The sequence below is a fragment of the Pseudoalteromonas agarivorans genome (genome assembly GCF_024518735.1).
GTDB classification, from domain to species: Bacteria; Pseudomonadota; Gammaproteobacteria; order Enterobacterales; family Alteromonadaceae; genus Pseudoalteromonas; species Pseudoalteromonas atlantica.
The window spans coordinates 330,067-348,757 of record NZ_JANIGJ010000002.1; the positions used below are offsets into that span (position 1 = coordinate 330,067).

Here is an 18,691-nt window from a genome sequence, read left to right on the forward strand (position 1 = left end):
CAAGACATTGTGTTATGGGCATTTTTTTATTTAAAATCTGCATTTCCCTGTCATTAAACTATATTTATTATTGTGTTTTTATAAAATCTAACCTGCTTTACCCGCATTACTTTTCATAAGGCTTTAATGAGTGCAATATAAAAATTTAAATAGTGATGAACGCAGAGAAGCCGTAAAACTTTTATATTCTAATGCTTTATCTGGCATTGGTGTTTCGGCGTTAGTTAGCTTTGTACTTGTATTTGCATTTGACCTAACGGATGAGAGAACAAATCAAGAAAAAATAATTTGGCTTTTTTTCATGCTGGTTGTTTTAGCAGCAAGGCTAATGGATGTTATTTACTTTAACTACACCAAAGGAGTTAACCAGCCTTTTAATGCAAATAGCTTTTTAAAACGCTTTTCGGTGGGGTGTATAGCGACCGCGATTTCGTGGTCATGTTACGCACTGTGGTTTCATAAAAGCTCATCCACCGTTGAAATTACCACCACAATAGCTATTTTGTCGGCATTTGCTGGGGGCTCAGCCAATTTGCTCTCGGGTAGTCGCTTTACCTCGGTGTGTTACAGCATTATTTTATTAATGCCTTACTCTATAGTACTAACCTTATCTGATGACTATTACCACTATGTATTAGGTTTTTTAGGCATTACTTTTTCGGCAATTATGGTCGCCTCTTCTTATAAGTCGGCCACGTTTACCCAAAAGGCCATAAAATTACGAAATCAAAACCGCGAACTACTTAACGAAATGGAAAGTAAAGTAGAAACACGCACAGAAGAAATTTACCGTTTATCAAATACTGACCCGCTAACAAGCTTGTTAAACCGCACCGCTTTTTTAAAAGTGGCAAATAAACAACTGGCAGATCACCCCGAGGAAAAACTCGCTTTACTTTTTGTAGACCTAGATGGCTTTAAGCAAATTAATGACTCTATGGGTCATAAAGTTGGCGACCAAGTACTTAAAGAAATAGCCGAGCGACTCACTAACGTTTGCACCCGCCACTTATACAAATGCCGCTGGGGCGGAGATGAATTTTTAATTTTAACAACCTATGAAGATGAACAAGACTTATTTGATTTTGCCAAAAAGGTTATTAAAAGCATTCGTGCCGAGCATGAACGATACAAATACCAAAGCTGGGTATCTGCCACTATTGGCATAGCGTTATTTCCTGAGCATGAGGGTAATTTAAGCGCGTTAATTCGTTCAGCAGATTTAGCAATGTACCATCAAAAACGTATTGCCAAAGGCTGCGTAAATATCTACAACAATGACTTAAAGCGCCAACAAGAGCGTGAACAATTGCTCAGCAAGCGCTTGGCAAGTGCAATAAAAGACAACGGCTTGCGGTTAGTGTTTCAGCCTATTGTGGATAGCCAAACAGCGAAGGTGACCTCGTTTGAGTCACTTTTACGCTGGCAGTTAAATGACGAAGCGATATTTCCTGATGAATTTATTGCCATTGCCGAGCAATACAACCTCATAACCGAACTTGGCTTATGGGTGATTGAGCAAGCATGTGTGCAAGCTTGCACGTTTAAAAACGTACAACCCCCTATTGCTGTGAGCGTTAATGTATCTGTAATACAACTTCAAGACCCTGATTTTGTCACTAAGGTTGTAAATATCGTTGATCAATACGGCGTAAAGCCAGAAAACCTGCACCTTGAAATCACTGAATCTGTGTTTGCTGAGGATAAGCTCACCTTTTTAGCAGCAGTAAAAGAGCTGCAAAAACAAGGATTTTGTATTTCTATTGACGACTTTGGTACTGGGTACTCATCCTTGTCGAGCATGTTAGATATTGGTGTAGACATAGTAAAAATAGATAAAAGTTTCATTCAAAATATGGATAAGCGAGGCTTAAGTATAATTCATGCGATTGTGCAAATGGCCTCAACACTTGATTTTATAGTAGTCGCTGAAGGTGTAGAAACCCTAGAGCAAGCCAACATGTTAAAAGAAATTGGCGTGTCTCACCTACAAGGTTATTACTTTTCTAAACCTATGGAACAACACTTTGTAGATTCGTACCTCAAAGAGCAAAACAAATTGTGTAGCTAGCAGTATGAAAAAACTCACTAAAGAGCAAGTCTATAAACGCCTTAACAACGATGAAGACGCACGCGCCTGTAAAGACATAAACGAAGATGACTGCAAAGAAGTGGCCGGTAACTTTATTCTTTTATTAACAAGTCAGCTTTTTAGTAAATTTGCCGATGCCCTCCTCAACCCTAAAGTCACTCTGCCTTGGTTAATGCAAAGCTTAAACGTACCAAGCGCGTTTATAGCGTGGCTGGTGCCTATAAGAGAATCGGGCTCTTTATTACCACAATTAGCGATAGCCAATATTATCCGTAAACTCTCAGTAAGAAAGTGGGTATGGGTTTGTGGTGCATTTGCCCAAGCGGTATGTATTGGCGCTATGGTTGGTGTTTCATTTGTGCTAGAAGGCGCTCAGGCTGGCTATGCAATTTTAGCCCTGCTGGTGCTCTTTAGCCTCGCCCGCGGGTTTAACTCTATTGCCGCTAAAGATGTATTAGGTAAAGTTATTCCTAAAAAAAAGCGGGGCAATATAAGTGGCCTGGCGGCAAGTATTGCCGGCTTTGCAACACTCACTTTTGGTTTAATGATGTGGTTTTTTTCGGGGCAAAAAGAGCAAAATACGGTATTAATTGCGCTGTGTTTAGGCGCCGTTTTGTGGGTTGTTGCTGCACTTTTTTATAGCCGCATAAACGAATACAAAGGGGCGACACAAGGCGGTAAAAATGGCTTTTTAAATGCGCTAAGTAAATTAAAGCTGCTTTATCAAGATAAACAATTTGCACACTTTGTAATTACCCGCGCCTTTTTACTTTGCTCAGCCCTAAGCGCGCCTTTTTATATTATTTTAGCAAGCTCTCAGCAGTTTGAATTTTCATTATTGGCAGTATTTTTAGCCGTGTCTGGCTTAGCAAGTTTAATTTCTGGGCCAATATGGGGAAGACTCAGCGATTTTTCTAGCCAAAAGGTGCTTGTGATCAGTGCGTTACTTGTCACCATAAACGGCGTGAGCGTGTTTGTAATAGCCACATGGTATAGCCAGCTGTTTGAATATGCTTGGGTAATACCTGGTTTTTATTTTTTGCTTTGCATTGCTCATCAAGGCGTACGGCTCGGGCGTAAAACCTATTTAGTGGATATGGCACAAGGCAATAAACGCACTGATTACGTGTCGGTTAGTAATACTGTAATTGGCATTTTGCTTTTAATGTTAGGCAGTATAGGGCTTTTAGAAGCATTTTTATCAACCGCACAGCTTATTTTATTGTATAGCCTGCTCGGTTTGTTAGGTGCTATTAGCGCGATTTTTTTGCCTCAAGCAGAGTAATACCAATGCGCAATAATACGTAATCAATTAAGCGAATTAGTATAATAAAAAAGCCCAACAAAATAATTGCCGGGCTTTGGACTTAAGACCTAAGGATAAATAGTCAGCTTTACCTCAAGTTATAACACCTAAGCAGTTACATTTAGCAGTGAATCACCTTCACTTAAACCAAATTTTTCTTGTACCGATGAAAGAATTGATTCTTTATCTTCATTAGATAGCTGGCTTGAATACTCAGTTAATAACTCATCTAAGTAGCTAACCACTTCGTCAGTATCAACAGATTCTAGCGAGTTTTGCGGCGGCGGTGGCGGGCGCTGCCCTTCAGGGCGTCCTGCATCGCCAATACTTTTAGCGTCAAAATCAAGTTCGCTCATTAAATCAGCCAACTCTTTTGTAGGCGAGATCCCCTGCTCTTCAAATGCGGCTTGAATACTTTGCGCATCTTCCGTACTTAGGTTTTGTGCATCAAATTCTGCAAGTGTTTCTTTAACAAACTCAGTTTGCTCTGAAGTTAAAGCGCTTACTTGGCTAGATTGTTGAGTCATAAAACTCGCTGAACTACCAATACTGTTGATCATATTTTTCTCCCTTAACGTGAGCGGCGTGGTGGCTTGTGTTCACTTAATTCTTGTTCGCTAATTTCGCCATTCCCATCGGCATCTATTTCGTCAAAAATAGTTTGCGCATCGCCTTGCGGTGGCGCACTTTCGCTAAATTCTGCAATGCTAATCACACCGTCACCATCTGCATCTATGCTTGAAAAGTCAGGTTTAGGTGGTGGGTTATCACCGCCTCTGGCTGCAACATTGGCTGAAAAAGCCATTGATAATAATGCAGCAACGGCAAAAGTAGAAAAATGCTTCATCGTGGTCACCTTGGGTTAAATATTAATAAAGGGTATGAATATAAAGTACGCTTAAAAAACGCAAACATTGTGCAAACAATAAGGAAATAAAAATAAATCCGATTTTTATCATGTTATTTTTACCTTATTCGGTATTTCGGTTATTGTGATAACTAATTACTTAAAACCACTTTCAACACCTGTTTTGAGAGCTAACATACTAAGGACTTATTAACATACATGTTTAATCTTCCAATTTTTCTAGTTGTATCGCAGTGAAAATACCTAAACGCCTCCAGCCACTCGTTGATGATGGCCTAATTGATGAAGTGATAAGTCGCTTAATGAGCGGTAAAGAAGCGGATGTATTTGTGGTGCGCAGCGGTGGCGAAATTCGCTGTGCTAAAGTCTACAAAGATGCCGTTAAACGCAGCTTTAAAAAGGCAGCTCAGTATCAAGAAGGCCGAAAAGTAAGAGGCGGACGCCAAGCCCGCGCCATGGGTAAACGCTCCAGTTATGGGCGGCAACTAGAAGAAGAAATTTGGCAAAATGCAGAAGTAGACGCGCTTTCACGTTTATCACGCGCTGGCGTCAGAGTTCCTGATACTTATTACTGTATTGATGGCGTGTTGTTAATGGAGCTTGTGTGCGATGAAGACGGTGATGTTGCTCCACAGTTAGGGCATGTGACCCTTACACATCAAGACGCTATTGAGCAGTACAGTATGATGGTTCATTATATTAAATTAATGCTGTGCGCTGGTATTATCCACGGTGACTTATCAGAATTTAACGTACTTGTTGATAGTAAAGGGCCTGTAATTATTGACCTTCCACAAGCTGTAAACGCCGCAGCCAATAACAGTGCGCAAGCAATGTTTACGCGCGATGTAAACAACATACGCCGTTATTATGCGCAGTTTGCACCTAGCCTATTAAACACTCATTACGCTAAAGAAATGTGGGCACTGTTTGAAGAGGCCAGCTTAACGCCAAACACTGTGCTCAGCGGAGAATTTGAAGACAGTAATGAATCTGCAGATGTAGATGCGGTACTCGATGAAATACAAGCGGCCGAATACGAAGAGTTCGACCGTTTAGAGCGTATTAAAAACGCTGACGATGAGTAAAACTGCGCTCACGTTTAGCTATTGAGGGTGAACAAACCGATAGCCCACACCGTAAACCGACTGAATAACGCTGTCGGTTTGCGTTACTTCATCAAGCTTTTTACGTAACTTTTTTATGTGGCTGTCTATAGTACGGTGGCTAACTATACGTTGGTCTGCGTACATGGTGTCCATTAAGCTATCGCGTGAATAGATTCTGTTAGGGTTTGAATACAAGGGCTTAAATAGCTGAAATTCAAAATTAGTTAGTTCTATACTGCTATTTTTATAATTTACACTGTAAGTACTTTCATCCAGTGTCATGGCATTATTTACCGGCTCTTTTGTGGTATTAACACGCCTTAAAATTGCTTTTACTCGCGCCACCAGCTCAGCATAACTAAACGGTTTGCAAATGTAGTCATCGGCGCCCAGTTCAAGTCCGAGTAACCGGTCAATCTCCTCCACCTTTGCCGAAACCATAATAATGGGCACATTAGAGAACTTTCTTATCGCTTTGCACAGCTCTATACCGCTTTGCCCTGGCAACATAATATCTAATAAAATAACACTTGGCTTATTACTTTCAAGCCAGCTAAGTACTTCATCACCATGATGAATAAGGTGCGTTTGATAATGATGACTTGTTAAAAAGTCGCTCATTAAATTGGCAAGTTTTATTTCATCTTCAACAATGAGTATTTGCTCACTCATATTTATCCTCTACTGAACTAATAAGGGTAATTTAATAACAATGCCAAGCCCGCCAATACTGGCTTTTTCGGCTGATATTTCGCCATTATGACCTTTAACAATATGCTGACAAATAGACAAACCTAAACCAGAGCCACCCTCTTGGCGATTGCGAGAGCTGTCTACACGGTATAAATATTCAAACAAGTGCGATAAATGCGCTTGCTCAACGCCTATCCCGTTGTCCTCTATTATAAGCTCTAAATAGGCTTGGCCTTTAATATTTACGTTATTGGCACTTAAAGAAATAGTTGAGCACTGGGCATAATGCACCGCATTCATTAAGATATTATCTAGTAATTGCAGTATACGTGTTTTATCTGCGTTTACTGTGGTGTTGTTAGCACTATTAAGAAGGTAAAAATTAATAGCGTGCTGCTCAAAAATAACGTGATACTTCTGCTCTATGGAGTTAAGTAAAAAGCCTACGTCGGTAGGTTGCATGGTGTAATGCATGCCGCCTAGTTCTGCGCTGTTTAACATGTGTAGGTCGTCAATCAAGCGCTTTAAATGCAGCGCTTCATCGTTAGCAGAACTAATATTTTTATTGTTTGGTTCACGTATCCCAAGCAACATAGCTTCGAGCTCACCGAGTAAAATGCTCATGGGCGTTCTTAGTTCATGAGAAATATTAGCTAACCAGCGTTTACGTACTTGCTCATCTTTAGCGAGCGTAAAGGCCAAGGTGTTAAAATCTTCACTAAGCTGGCCCAGCTCGTCTTTTCTATCTAATAAAAGCTTTGTGCTGTACTGCCCTTTGGTTAGCTTATGCATACCACTGGCAATTTGCTTTACAGGGCCAACTAAATGCCTTGCCAGTAAAAAAGACAACAGTAAGGTAAGTAGCCCTGCGGTTAACGCAATAAGCCATAAATAGTTAGTTTGTTGCTTTAAAAAATCCAGCTCGTACCCATCTGCTAGGCTTTTTCTTTTTGAAACAGCAAGGTAAGCAATTGTTTTACCTTCAAGCTCTATGGGCGTTTTAATGTACTTTAAATCCTCAAATAATTTACCAAAAATACGCTGCTGGTTTTCATCCAGTAGTGCATAGTGCGCGGCATGCTCGGGCGGTGGGCGACGATCTCGTTGCGCCATATGCTGTGGGGGTCTGGGTCTGCGTTCACCGCGAATTTCTGGGCGCTGTGGCATATCGCGTAAACTAGGTAAAAACTGGCTTGATTGCAATTGCGATTCAACCAACCTTAAAAAGCGCTGATCGTTACCTATAATTTTATCCCACGAGGGAGTTTGCGCGTATTTATTAGCCAGCTGTACCGCTAATGGCTCTAATGCTTTTACTTCTTTGGCGTTTACAAAATCAATAATACCTTGGCCAATACTGTACTGAATAAGCACAACTAGCCCCGCAATAATGCTAAAGGTGAAGCTAAATAATATTAAAAAAAGTTTGTTATGAATTTTCATTTATTTTTTATAAACCTGACTCTAAAAGCATTTGAGCTGTTATTTATTGCGTATTTTTTTACTGCTAAAACGTATTTTTAAAAGCTCTAAGCACTTTAAAGAATAGCCTGTAATAACAATTGTATTAATTGCGTGTTCTATTATAGCGACTTATAAATAGCGCCTTTAATAACAACGTATAACGTTAACAAGTAAAAGTGCAAACAATGTGCATTATATAAAAAATTAAGCTCAAAAAAGGCGACCTAAGTCGCCTTTGTTATTAATCGTTTTTTAAATGCTTATCAAAAAAATCGAGAAACGCTTGTAACGTTTTAATTCTATGCGGCTGATAAGACAAGTAATGATCGCCATCTTCTAGCTCAATGTAAGTAACATCTTTATCTTCGTCATCTAGTTCATCTTCCATTTCTCTACTATGGTAAATAGGGACAACACTGTCGTCGCTACCATGCACAAGTAAAACAGGCTTGTTGATTGATTTAGCAAAATTGACCGGCGAATTGGCCTCTAGCTTATCGCTATTTGTTCCAAACTGTTTTCGTACTATGTCTTTATTTGTATAGTGTCGGGCTTTACTCACAATATGCTCAAGGTCAGTTACCCCTGCAAAACTTGCCGCACATTTAAATGTTTCAGGGTGTTTAATAACAGCCATTAAGGCGGCGTATCCACCGTAGCTTGCGCCACCAATACAAATTTTATCTGGCTGAGCAATCCCTTGGTCTATTAACCAGTTAGCTCCATCTTGTAAGTCATCTTGCATGGCTAAACCAAAACCTTGAATCGACTGCATTAAAAAGTCATAACCGTAACCACTTGAGCCACGAAAGTTAGGCTGCAACACGGCATAACCATTATATGCCAGTAGCGCCGTCCAATAGTCAAAGCCTGCATAGTCGCGCGCCATAGGCCCACCATGTGGAAATATAATAGTGGGTAACTTATCGCCTTTCTCATAGCCAACAGGCAGCGTTAAGTAGCCTTCTATAATAAGCCCGTCACGTGCTTTATAGCTAATGTGTTCTTTACCGGCGTATACGCTTTCGTTAATGTGTGGGTAAACGTCTGCAAAAAATGTTAAATCACCTCGCTTTCTGTCACCTAACATATAGGCGCCTGATGTTTTATCTGAGCTGACATAAAGTACATATTTTTGCTGATCGTCGCTGGTGCTAACAATATCCATTTCAAATGAATCTTTAGGTAGTGATGCTCGTAAAGAGCGATGTAGCTTGTCTAAGTCTTCATCCCAATACGCAATACCATCTTCTAAATGCGAATGTGTAAAGCCTGCCACTTCGCCAGTTTTACGTGAGTAAAAAATATCGCCATCGACATCATACTTGTCGTCGCTAAAAATGAGCTCACGTTTGTTAGTTGTTAGATTAAGCTTAAATAATGCATCACGCCCTTCATGGAGCGCAGTGATGTATAAAAAGTTAGGATCTTTATCAAAGCCAAGTATCGAAATGCTTTGCTCACTAAATACTTCGTAGCTAAATAGTGTTTGCCACGACTCATTTTGCTCATTGTACAGCTCGTAAGTAAATTGTGTTTCATCCATTTTTTTAGCAATACGAACCTTGCCTTGTCTATCAGCAAACCAACTGGTTACATCTGCACGAGCACGTTGTATTTGTTTTTTGCGTAAAGTGGTTAGGTCAAGTTCATACACAGCTGGGGTATTGGCTATTTTAAAATCGCCCTGCACGAGTATTTTATTTTCTTGCTCCGGTAAAAAGCTAATAATTCGGTCAGAAAACTGAGGCTGCTTTTCATCACGCGTGTTGTTTGCTCTAAACGCCAGTTTTATTCCTTTATCATCATTTAGATTATACGAATACATTAATGTAGACGCATACTTAACCCCACCAAATTGATATTTAATGTATCGTGCGCCCAATAACAACACATCATTATTTGCCCAACTAAACCAGTCAAAAAATACAGTGTGGTTATCAGATTTAATAATCGGCTTGCCCTTGCCTGTTGTAAGGCTTTGCACCATTAAAACTAAATCGCCATCAAGGTTCCTAACATACGCAATGTTATTTCCATCTGGTGAGAGCTTAACTTGGCTTATGCTTTTTAAGCCTGCAAACGCTTCTATGGGTAGCTTTTTATCAGAGGCTGATAGGCAGCTAAAACTAAGTAGGGCAAATACTAAAGTGAGGTAAAGTTTAGACATTCAATATCCATTTGTTTTTATAAGTAACGCTTAATGAGTTAACAGTAAGTGTATAAAGTTAATCTGTTATTTTACAATTGTGGCCGCTTTAGTACAAATTTATCTTTAGTAGAGCTAAAGTAGTCTCCACCCATTTTACCTACGCTGTTTAATCGCGTGGGGTCTATATAGCCATTCACTAACACGTTATCGTCAATATAAATTCCCACCACGTTGAGTAGCATAACTTTGCCGCCACCTGGTTCGTCGCTTATCTGAATAACGTCTCTTAAGGTGCACTCGTATCTTACTTTAGCCGCTGCGGCGCCTGGGGATGTTACGTGTGTACTGGCGATTGTTTCAATATTTTCCGCCTCAAATTCACTCACATTATGTGGATAATTAGCGCAGCTTTGATTCATTTTTTCTACTAGCTCTTCACTAACAATATTAACCACGCAGTTGTTAGTGGCTTGAAGGTTTAAAAGCGTGTCTTTATTGGCTTTGTCGCGTGGGTTTACTTGGGTCACGCTCAGCACTGGCGGGTTACAGCTGGCCACTGTAAAAAAAGAGTACGGGGCAATATTAGCAACCCCCTCCTTACTAAGTGTGCTTACCCAAGCAATAGGACGCGGGCTAATACCCCCAACTAAATACGAGTAAACATTGTGCTGCGTGCTTTGCGTTAAATCTAAAAACATAATTTTCCTTTATACGTCGTACTGCAAATCGTAAAAGCGCTGTATTGCGTACAGTATTTCATAACTGCAGCCACTTTTTTAAATATGCGCGAAAAAATAAACATAGTGTGGTTTAAACGCGATTTACGCCTTAGCGACCATCAACCACTTAAAAATGCATTTAGTGATGATTTACCCACGTTACTGCTATACAACTTTGAGCCACTAATGCTTGAGGATGCACATTATAATGCGCGCCATTGGCGTTTTGTTTATCAATCAATAGGCGAAATAAATCAGCAGCTAACTCGCTATAAAGCAACGCTGTATATTTTTAACCAAAACATGCTGACACTGTTAAACACGCTTAATCAAACATACCAAATAGCAAACATATTTAGCCATCAAGAAATTGGCTTAAACAATACCTTTGAACGCGATAAAGCCGTGGCTATATGGTGTAAAGCTAACAAAGTTAACTGGTTTGAGTCACAAACGGGCGGCGTTATTCGTGGCAAAAAAAACCGTAAAGATTGGAACGCACGCTGGCAACAAACAATGCAGGCCCCTATTGCTATTCCTAATTGGAAAAACATAAAAACCATTACACTTAATAACTACCAACCCCCTAAATTACCCGACAGCTACACGCAAAATGATGACAACTTTCAAGTAGGTGGGCCTTTAACTGCGCACACAATATTGCAAAGCTTTTTTGCTGAGCGCGGTAAGGGATATCAAAAAGGCATATCTAGCCCCAGCTTAAGCCGTATTCATTGCTCTAGGCTTTCGCCTTATTTAGCGTGGGGTAATATTAGCCTTAAACAGGTTTATCAAATGGCTATTGATGCATACCATGCAAAACACCCAAGCAAAAAAGGATGGAAGCGCCCGCTTGCTGTATTTGTATCGCGTTTGCATTGGCACTGCCATTTTATGCAAAAGTTTGAAAGTGAGAGTACGATGGAATTTAAAGCGCTCAATGCGGGGTATCATCAGTTCCCATATAGAAACGATGACAACGTACAACACGATATTGAGCGCTGGGCACAAGGCCAAACGGGTATACCTATTATTGATGCCTGTATGCGCTGCTTAAAAACCACGGGCTATATTAATTTTAGAATGCGCGCTATGTTGGTTAGCTTTGTAACGCATCATTTAAATATAAGCTGGCAGCAGGCAAGCTTACCTTTGGCAAATTACTTTTTAGACTTTGAACCTGGCATTCATTACCCACAAATACAAATGCAGGCCTCAGTTACGGGTATTAACACCATTAGGCATTACAACCCAATTAAGCAATCTGAAGATCAAGACCCAACCGGCGCCTTTATTAAAAAATGGTGCCCCGAACTTGAAAAGCTGCCGATAGAATATTTACACGAGCCTTGGCAGCAAACACCAATGGAAGCGCTGTTTAACGACTTTAAACTTGGTGAAGACTACCCCGAGCCCATGCTTGATTTAACTCAAGCCTCCAAACAAGCGCGCGAACGTTTATGGCAATACCGCGAGCGCGCCGATGTTAAATGTGCAATTCCTAACATATTAAAAAAGCATGTAGGGCTTACTCGTACACAAAAAAACACCGCAAAAAGTAATTAATATGGCACATAAAAAAAGTTACTTACCACAAAAAATGTGCCCTGTTTGCAACAAGCCTTTTGCGTGGCGTAAAAAGTGGCAGCGCGATTGGGATAACGTTATTTACTGCTCAGAGCGCTGTAAACGTAATAAAAATTAAAAGGTATTAATCCTTTATGCTATGCGTGAGCTGGCGCCTATTTTGCAATGGTATGAATAACTCGGCTTTTAAGGCTGTATTTAGGTGTTTTATGTAAATAGCACTTACTCAGCCTGAAAAGCTTACATGCAACGCAAGGAGAAGATGATGACGATTAAAAAAACGGCAAACTCAACCTGGTCAGGCGATATTAAAACAGGTAAAGGCAGTATTTCTACACAAAGCGGCGCACTTGATAAACAACCATTTGGTTTTAATACTCGCTTTGAAGACGAGCCTGGTTCTAACCCAGAAGAATTAGTGGGAGCTGCGCACAGTGCCTGCTTTAGTATGGCGCTTTCGCTTGCACTTGGTGATGCCGGTTTTAAAGCCGATAAAATTGATACTAAAGCCACCGTAAGCCTTGATGAGGTTGATGACGGCTTTGCAGTCACCCATATAGCGCTTGAAGTAAACGCACGTATTAAAGATATTGCTAACGAGCAATTTCAGGCATTGTGTGAGCAAACTAAAAAAGGCTGCCCTATTTCAAAGCTACTTAATACCGAAATCTCCCTAAACGCAACGCTCGACTCAACCGCATAAAACGTAATTTTTAAACCTTACGGTTTTTCGCGTTAAGCCAGGTAACCTGTTACTTGGCTTAACACTCATCCCTAACCCTTTTTGAGTTATTTGAGTTTAACAACTCATTTAGCAATGCAATGCCCATCCCTAAAGCAGGCCATACTACCCATAAATAATTTGGCGATGTAATTAAGTTTATCGCGGTCAAAAATACCAAAGCCACAAAGTAACGTTTTAAATTATCAAAAAATGCTGGTGTATTCATGTTTGCTCTCCTCTTAAAATGTAAGGTTATTATTGCCTTAATTTTTAAGCTTTGGAGGTGTTATTTGTCATTAGTTAATATGACATTAGTCATCAATTTATAGCAGCCCCTTCAAGCGCATCTCTACAAATACTTATACAAACATATAGTTACTTACAATTTTTTAAATGTATTTTAAAGAGTATCTAATATAATACCTTTTCTAGATACACCTATTTAATTATAAGAAAGGATACTTATGCGCTACTTAATACCACTCTCTTTGCTTGCACTTAGCTGTACAGCATCAGTAAATGCTGAACAATCAGCGTCAAAGCAATGGTTTAATACAATTAACTACGCAAAAATAGATTCACGCTATTACAGCGATAATGTGTACGGATTATCTACGCATTATTACTTTGAAGAGCAACAAAGCTCGGGAGTGTGGGATGATTATGGCTACCTAGATACAGATAGTAATATAGGCTTAAATTACTTCAATTCTGATGGTTATAGTAGAAAAGGTTTTTTTGGAGAAGGCTTTTACGGTAATGCTTTTGCAACCATAGAGCTGCCTAATATTGGCGATACTGATACCTATTCACTTGGCATAGGTTACTTATTTGCTGATTCGTTAAAAGTATCTGCACGTATGGTAGATTACGAATATGGTGACACAGTTTATTTGTTTAAAGCGCAATATAATCACCAAATTAATGACACCGACTACATTGGTTTTACTGTTGAGACGGATGATGAAATAGAGTCGTGGGACTTATCATCACGTTACTTTGCTCACCTTTACGATGAACGCTACTTTACTATAAATGCTGACTATCTCGATGCTGGCGATGATTCAATTTTTAATGTGTTGGCAAATTATTACTTTAATAAGCATGTTGCAGTAGGCGTTGGTTTATACGACTCAGATTTAGTTGTTGAAGGTAAATACTTTATTAACGATAACTACTATTTTAGCGCTAATTACACCGATAACGATGACTACGATATATACAATCTCAGTTTTGTAGCTCAGTTTTAGTAAATACAAAAAAGCCGCCTTGCTGGAGTCACTTCAGCTAAATAAGGCGGCTTTTATATTAAAACAGCTATAACTTACATATTACCTAGCTCTATCATCATTGCGGTATACATACGTAAATTAAGCGCTAATTGCTCAAGCGTAATAAATTCATGCTCTGAGTGGCCGGTATAACGTTTGCCTGGCATTGAAGGGCCAAACGATACGGCATTATCAAATAATTTTGCGTTAGTGCCTCCGCCAATTGATACAAAGTCAGCTTGTTCGTCACCTGTAAAATGTTTAAAAATATCAAGCAGCTTTTGTGCGTGCGGCGCGTTATCTAACAGCATGGGTGTACCAATAATGGTCTCGACTTTAGTAAGCGTTACGTTATTTACCGTTTCCCATTCCTTAATCGCACTGTTTATTTGCGCTTTAAGTAGGTTTTCATCTTTACCAACTGGGCGGCGCGCGTTAATGGCTAACGTTAGTGCACTACCATCGCGTTCAATTACGGTAGGGGCTACGCTCATTGGGCCCATGAATTCATGCTTGTAGGCAATATTACCAAATTGCTTACCATGAATATCTAAGCCAATTAATTGATTTACAAATTTTATAAGCTGGCCATCGCTATTATTTTCAAGTGCGACGTCTTTAAATAGCTCGCTCAGGTGTGCAATAGCATTAACGCCCGACTCTGGCTCTGATGAGTGCGCAGACACCCCTTTTACAGTTATTTTTAAGCCTTCACCTTGCTCTTCAAAGTTAAACTCAACTTCACTAAGTGTTTTAGCTTTAGCTTTTAATGAGTTAATAACTACAGCGCTTGCGTTATGCAGCACTAAGCTTGCATCTTCTGGTATTTGGCTTTTAAACGCGCCGCCCGCTAAATCACTCACATACATACCGGTTTGTTTTGAGGTAGCATTAAAGGTAGGAGCAATTAAGCTCCAGCCTTTCTCGGCTACTACAACTGGGTATGATGCATCAATGGTTACGGCGTATTTTGGCTGCTCGTAGGTTTTCATAAATTCAGTAAGCGGGCCCCAATCTGACTCCTCGGCTAGGTAAATCATCAGCTCTATGCGGTTATTAAGCTCTATGCCTTTATCTTTAATCGCTTTCATGGCGTATAGTGCGGTGGCTATTGCGCCTTTGTCGTCTTCTGTGCCGCGCCCGACTAATTTGCCAGGCTCTGAGGTATCAATAATAAATGGGCTTTGTTTCCACTTACTGGCATTGGCTGGCTGTACGTCTCCGTGGGTTACAACGGTAACCTTTTCGCTTTGATCTCCCATGCCTATAAGCACGGTGTAGCCTAGGTCTTGGTAATCAAACCCAAGCTCTGCAGCTTTCATTTTTAATACAGATTTAAAATTAATAAAGTCAGGATTTTGTGGCGCGGGTATCGACTCTTTATTTACCGTAGGAAAAGCCACTAAATTAGTTAACGTGTGAATTTGTGATTGTTGATAAGTATTAACAGCGTAATCGGCAACACTATCAATATTTGTATGTAATTGTGCATGTGCGCTAAAAGCAAATAAAGCACTGCAAAGCAAAGCTAACTTTTTCAAAACGTATCCTTTTGTATGAATTATTACTACCAATGCGCAATAATAAATCGCTTAAATAATTAAATTGGTATTAAAGCTAAATTATACCGCCAAGCAATAGTATTAAATAGCGCTTTGCGGCAGGGTTACAACAATCGCGCTTTAAATTTAGATAGCGGCTTATATTGCATTGGTTGTATAATGCGCGACCTTAATTAATCAGAGTATTAGTACTAATGAACCGCCGCAAAAAAATTGTCACCAAATTTCAGAAAAAAGATAAACGTGCTAATGCTAAATTGCATAAAAGTAATAAACCGGCGTATGTATCAAAAGCAGAGCGTGAAAAACTAGCTTTAGAGGCGCAGCAAACAACCAACGCCGAGCAAGTTACGCCAACATCTGATTAAACTAAAGCGCCAAGCAACCTATTCTCAACGCTTTATATGGGTTTAAAATGCGTAACTGGCACTTATATTAAATGAGCGCCCTTGCCCAGCTAATTGAGTAAACCCCGTGCTGCTACCTTGCTTAAGCGCTGCAATACTTACCCCGCCTAGGGGTAATTGATAAAACGTATCAAATAAGTTTACCACCTCAATACCCAGCGTAAGCGCATCAAAAGTAGCTTTAGAGCTTATATTAACTAAGCTGTAACTAACGGTTTGGTTTTCTAAGCGGTTAACATCAACGCGTGATTTTGTATCCACCCATTGCCACAACAATGCATTTTCGAATATCCCTATTTGCTGGCTTAATGAGAGCGCTGTATGTAACGGCTTAATTTGATAAAGCGGTTGGTTAGTGTCGCGGCGCTTCCCACGAGTGCTCGTTATGTTTGCTTTTAATTGCCATTCGCCAAACTGTGTTGATTGATAAAGTGACTTACTTATATCAAGCTTTGCGCCATAAAGTGTGGCGTCAACATTAGTAAAGCTTAAAATGTTACGTGTTGTATTTGCTAAACCATAACTATTAAAACTACGTACAATATCTGCATCAATGTAGTCCGTTACATCGGTGTACCACACATTAGCACTTACCCGCCACGCATCATTTTTTGCTGTTTTTGAATACGTTGCACTGATGGTATGGGCGGTTTCGGCTTTGAGGTTTGGGTTACCAATATAACCATTAGCGTCGCCGTACCAGCCAATCATAGTGCTTGCCATATTACTTACACCCCAACTGTAACGCTCATATAAATTAGGGGCTCGGCTTTTACGGGCAAGGCCTAATTGCAGCTCGTCATATAGTGTAACTTGGTAATTAGCTAACACATTTACATCAACTAAGGTGTCGGTTATGTCTCTATCGGCATTGTTAAAGTTATTGGCAGCTAGCGCATTATTGGCAGTTGTCATTGCGCTCATACTGCCCATATTCATCATGCCATCGTTATAGGCTTGTACTTCATCAACCTGTGTATTAACACGCTCAACCCTTAAACCCGTATTTAACCAGAGCTTGTTATTGATTTGGCTTTCATATTCTACAAATAAGGCAATACGCTCACGCTTACCGCTATTAATATTTATATAATCATTTGGCCCCATCATAGTTGAGCCTTCAATCGCCGGCCACCAATCATCAATGCGGTAATTATAATATTCTTGTCCAAGTAGTAATGAGCTATTTTGATCAAGTGTAAGGCGCCATTTAAGCTGTGTGCTTATGTCTTTTGCATCTGTTTTCATGGGCATCATGCCGGTTTTTTCTTTACTAAAAAAACCCATTTCGTGTTTAACGCTGTGCCAATTAACTTGCCCTTCTAGCTCGCTGTTTTCAAAACTGCGCTTATATTGGGCAATAGCGCCATAACTGGTGTTATCAGTCATATCCATGTACTGGTTAGCAAAACCCTGATACGGTATTTTTTGATGCGTAAGCTTTATCACAACTTGCTGTTTATCGTCACGTATCGCGCCAGTTAGGCTGTGGTTTTGAGCCCGATATAATGTATCAAGTACCACATTACCCTTTCCATCTTTGTAGCTGTTGGCATCACTAAACGACCCTTGGTAATTAAGGCTCACAGTATCGCTTGCTAAACGTGCTCCCAAACCTAGTTTTTGGCCGTTATCAACACTGCTGTACTTAGCCGAGACATAGCCTGAGTGCCATGCTAACTCACTACTTTCGCTATATTGTGGTGAAATTGAGTTAACGCTTATTACACCTGCAATGTTATCGCCACCAGCACTCACTGGCGAGACACCAGCAACTACTTTGTAAGCCATTACTTGATTAGCTGATACGTAAGAAAGAGGCGAGTTCATCTGATTAGCGCACGCTGCAGTAACCTCTGCGCCATCAATCAGTACTTTTACTCTATCGCCCATTAAACCATTTAAAATAGGTAAGTTAGACACCCCGCCCGCAGCCGAAAAATCAACACCTAAATTGCTAAGCATTGCCTCTGACGAACCAAGCGATAAGTGCTTATTGTGTACCTGCCCATGCACTTCAATAATTTCTAAAGTGTTATCATCTGCAAATACTGCAGGAGAAAAAAGGCCAGTTAATAAAAGTGCTAAAGGAGAGAATAAATAAGAATGTTGGATATGTTGAATATGAGTCATTTATAATTTATGCCACTGTTATATATGGCATAAATTATATAATGTAGTTACAAGTTTAGAGCGCGACAAAATGTCGCACTTTGAGAACTTACTGCCACTTAACTCGCGTTAAGCTTAGACACTGTTGCAGAAACAGCATCTGCGCCGCGTTCTATTTCTTGAATTACTTCTGAGACTTTCGCTATTAGCTCTCGGCCTTGCTCTGACGAATCAGAGACGGAGGTGATTTGCTTTGAAATATCGTTAGTGAGCTCTTGGTTATTTTTAACTACGGTTGCAATTTCGTTGGTTGAACTGCTGGTGCTTGCTGCAAGCTGCCTAACTTCATCGGCTACCACGGCAAAGCCTCGCCCGTACTCGCCCGCTCGGGCGGCTTCAATGGCTGCATTTAACGCCAATAAATTAGTTTGATCGGCAATACTGCTTATGGTCGACACAATAGAGCCGATAACTGCTGACTGCTCATTCAGGTTTTTAATTAAATCAACCGATTTAAGTACTTGGCTTACAATTGCATCTGAGTTTGCAATTGCATCGTGTAAAATATCTGAGCCCGTTTTTGCCGTTTGCGCACTCGACACCGCCGATTCATACGCAATTTGTG

Annotated in this window: 18 protein-coding genes; 8 read left to right on the plus strand and 10 right to left on the minus strand. The window is 40.1% G+C overall.

The window, feature by feature from the left end; translation table 11 throughout:
• Positions 1-130 precede the first annotated feature (130 nt).
• Together NQT65_RS05875 and NQT65_RS05880 are read left to right on the plus strand one after the other, a co-directional pair.
• Entirely contained in the window at positions 131-2,071 is a 1,941-nt protein-coding gene (locus NQT65_RS05875) for a putative bifunctional diguanylate cyclase/phosphodiesterase (RefSeq protein ID WP_256850695.1), read from the plus strand.
• Between the two features lie 4 nt (positions 2,072-2,075).
• Positions 2,076-3,377, plus strand: coding sequence for an MFS transporter (locus NQT65_RS05880; protein ID WP_055252985.1), 1,302 nt, complete (start codon positions 2,076-2,078; stop codon positions 3,375-3,377).
• A 128-nt stretch (positions 3,378-3,505) separates the two neighbouring features.
• Here NQT65_RS05880 and NQT65_RS05885 read toward each other — a convergent pair whose 3' ends face one another.
• Complete coding sequence (locus NQT65_RS05885; protein WP_256850696.1) at positions 3,506-3,958, minus strand: hypothetical protein; 453 nt, start codon at positions 3,956-3,958, stop codon at positions 3,506-3,508.
• Between the two features lie 11 nt (positions 3,959-3,969).
• Positions 3,970-4,245, minus strand: coding sequence for an EF-hand domain-containing protein (locus NQT65_RS05890; RefSeq protein ID WP_256850697.1), 276 nt, complete (start codon positions 4,243-4,245; stop codon positions 3,970-3,972).
• Positions 4,246-4,499: 254 nt separating this feature from the next.
• Here NQT65_RS05890 and NQT65_RS05895 point away from each other — a divergent pair, with 254 nt between their 5' ends.
• Positions 4,500-5,354 (plus strand): PA4780 family RIO1-like protein kinase, encoded by an 855-nt coding sequence (locus NQT65_RS05895; protein ID WP_126006284.1) that lies wholly within the window; start codon positions 4,500-4,502, stop codon positions 5,352-5,354.
• An 18-nt stretch (positions 5,355-5,372) separates the two neighbouring features.
• On the opposite strand, the gene NQT65_RS05900 is transcribed toward NQT65_RS05895, so the two are convergent.
• From NQT65_RS05900 to NQT65_RS05915, 4 genes are all read right to left on the minus strand, one after another.
• Positions 5,373-6,047 (minus strand): response regulator, encoded by a 675-nt coding sequence (locus tag NQT65_RS05900; protein ID WP_029773415.1) that lies wholly within the window; start codon positions 6,045-6,047, stop codon positions 5,373-5,375.
• Between the two features lie 9 nt (positions 6,048-6,056).
• Positions 6,057-7,511 carry an ATP-binding protein gene (locus NQT65_RS05905; RefSeq protein ID WP_256850698.1) on the minus strand — a complete coding sequence of 485 codons (1,455 nt, stop codon included), beginning with the start codon at positions 7,509-7,511 and terminating at the stop codon, positions 6,057-6,059.
• A gap of 262 nt (positions 7,512-7,773) precedes the next feature.
• Positions 7,774-9,702: a S9 family peptidase gene (locus NQT65_RS05910; protein ID WP_256850699.1), complete on the minus strand. Its 1,929-nt coding sequence runs from the start codon at positions 9,700-9,702 to the stop codon at positions 7,774-7,776.
• Positions 9,703-9,773: 71 nt separating this feature from the next.
• Positions 9,774-10,382 carry a flavin reductase family protein gene (locus NQT65_RS05915; RefSeq protein WP_256850700.1) on the minus strand — a complete coding sequence of 203 codons (609 nt, stop codon included), beginning with the start codon at positions 10,380-10,382 and terminating at the stop codon, positions 9,774-9,776.
• 84 nt (positions 10,383-10,466) lie between these two features.
• On the opposite strand from NQT65_RS05915, the gene NQT65_RS05920 reads away from it, so the two are divergent.
• The 3 genes from NQT65_RS05920 (at position 10,467) to NQT65_RS05930 (ending at position 12,693) form a co-directional block, all read left to right on the plus strand.
• On the plus strand, positions 10,467-11,969 hold the full coding sequence (locus tag NQT65_RS05920; RefSeq protein WP_256850701.1) for a cryptochrome/deoxyribodipyrimidine photo-lyase family protein: 1,503 nt from the start codon (positions 10,467-10,469) through the stop codon (positions 11,967-11,969).
• A 1-nt stretch (position 11,970) separates the two neighbouring features.
• A complete protein-coding gene (locus tag NQT65_RS05925; RefSeq protein WP_138685513.1) occupies positions 11,971-12,108 on the plus strand; it encodes a DUF2256 domain-containing protein in 138 nt (45 codons plus the stop codon).
• Between the two features lie 147 nt (positions 12,109-12,255).
• The gene (locus tag NQT65_RS05930; protein WP_248451091.1) at positions 12,256-12,693 is read left to right on the plus strand and encodes an OsmC family protein; all 438 of its coding nucleotides are present in this window, start codon (positions 12,256-12,258) and stop codon (positions 12,691-12,693) included.
• Positions 12,694-12,751: 58 nt separating this feature from the next.
• On the opposite strand, the gene NQT65_RS05935 is transcribed toward NQT65_RS05930, so the two are convergent.
• A complete protein-coding gene (locus NQT65_RS05935) occupies positions 12,752-12,940 on the minus strand; it encodes a 2TM domain-containing protein (protein ID WP_004587412.1) in 189 nt (62 codons plus the stop codon).
• 238 nt (positions 12,941-13,178) lie between these two features.
• On the opposite strand from NQT65_RS05935, the gene NQT65_RS05940 reads away from it, so the two are divergent.
• Positions 13,179-13,964: a putative porin gene (locus NQT65_RS05940; RefSeq protein ID WP_256850702.1), complete on the plus strand. Its 786-nt coding sequence runs from the start codon at positions 13,179-13,181 to the stop codon at positions 13,962-13,964.
• 74 nt (positions 13,965-14,038) lie between these two features.
• Here the strand turns inward: NQT65_RS05940 and NQT65_RS05945 are convergent, their stop codons facing one another.
• Complete coding sequence (locus tag NQT65_RS05945) at positions 14,039-15,526, minus strand: dipeptidase (RefSeq protein WP_256850703.1); 1,488 nt, start codon at positions 15,524-15,526, stop codon at positions 14,039-14,041.
• A gap of 215 nt (positions 15,527-15,741) precedes the next feature.
• Between NQT65_RS05945 and NQT65_RS05950 the strand changes: the two genes are divergently transcribed.
• Entirely contained in the window at positions 15,742-15,915 is a 174-nt protein-coding gene (locus NQT65_RS05950; RefSeq protein WP_004587415.1) for a DUF2986 domain-containing protein, read from the plus strand.
• Between the two features lie 42 nt (positions 15,916-15,957).
• On the opposite strand, the gene NQT65_RS05955 is transcribed toward NQT65_RS05950, so the two are convergent.
• Together NQT65_RS05955 and NQT65_RS20285 are read right to left on the minus strand one after the other, a co-directional pair.
• On the minus strand, positions 15,958-18,087 hold the full coding sequence (locus NQT65_RS05955) for a TonB-dependent receptor plug domain-containing protein (protein WP_256850704.1): 2,130 nt from the start codon (positions 18,085-18,087) through the stop codon (positions 15,958-15,960).
• A 98-nt stretch (positions 18,088-18,185) separates the two neighbouring features.
• The gene (locus NQT65_RS20285) at positions 18,186-18,668 is read right to left on the minus strand and encodes a methyl-accepting chemotaxis protein (RefSeq protein WP_223230583.1); all 483 of its coding nucleotides are present in this window, start codon (positions 18,666-18,668) and stop codon (positions 18,186-18,188) included.
• Positions 18,669-18,691 lie beyond the last annotated feature (23 nt).